This window comes from Pseudomonas sp. MD195_PC81_125 (assembly GCF_014060985.1).
In the GTDB taxonomy this organism is placed as follows: domain Bacteria; phylum Pseudomonadota; class Gammaproteobacteria; order Pseudomonadales; family Pseudomonadaceae; genus Aquipseudomonas; species Aquipseudomonas parakoreensis.
Map to the genome: position 1 here is coordinate 1 of NZ_JABULD010000731.1, position 754 is coordinate 754.

Genomic DNA, 754 nt, shown 5'->3' on the forward strand with positions numbered 1-754 from the left:
GGAGTTTCTTGGCCTGTTTGGATCTGTTTTTTTCATGTGTGAATACCTCTGACATTAGAGAGAAAACTGCCGAACTCCCTTCCACGAGAGGGTGGCAGCTTTGGCGCAGGTGTGGAAGTCCGGGGTCAGAGAAACCCGGTGCACTTGAGAGTGCTCCTGCGCATAGCTGCATAGACGATGGTGGCATAAAAAATACCAACATGTGGTCACGGGCGCACATACGCTTCCCTGTCATCCTCGGACTTCCACATCCGACCGCTGATTTTGCAGCGGCCCGATGAGGTTATCGGCGTACGACTCAAGCCACCAGTTCACCAACGCCGCCGCGGTTTGAAGGAAACGTCCGAGGCAATTGAAGGGCGTTACGCAACACATTTTGATGGGCACATGCAGAAACCATTTTTAAGGATGACCGACGCGAACGAATGTATCTAAACTCCACGGAATCCATACGTGGCCGGGAGTGACATAATGCCCGTAATTGCTTTCAAGCCGACCGCCCCTCTAAGAGCGTTGTAATGGAAATCATCAAACTTAAACTCGCGGATGTTGGCCGCTTCGACAAATTGACCATCGATCTCGCGCCCACCGAGAACCACCTATCGAACATTACAGTCATCGTGGGAAATAACGGCGCTGGCAAATCCACAATTCTGAAGTCATTGGCCACATCGCTGAGCTGGCTTGTTGCAAGGATTCGCACCGAAAAAGGTAGTGGAAGCCCTTTGATAACAGGAAGAGATTCGAAATGGAG

At 51.2% G+C, this 754-nt stretch carries 1 protein-coding gene; it reads left to right on the forward strand.

The annotated features are described in order from the left end of the window. Positions 1 to 518: 518 nt before the first annotated feature. On the forward strand, positions 519 to 754 hold a 236-nt coding region (locus HT737_RS28590), incomplete at its 3' end, for an ATP-binding protein (protein WP_182404495.1).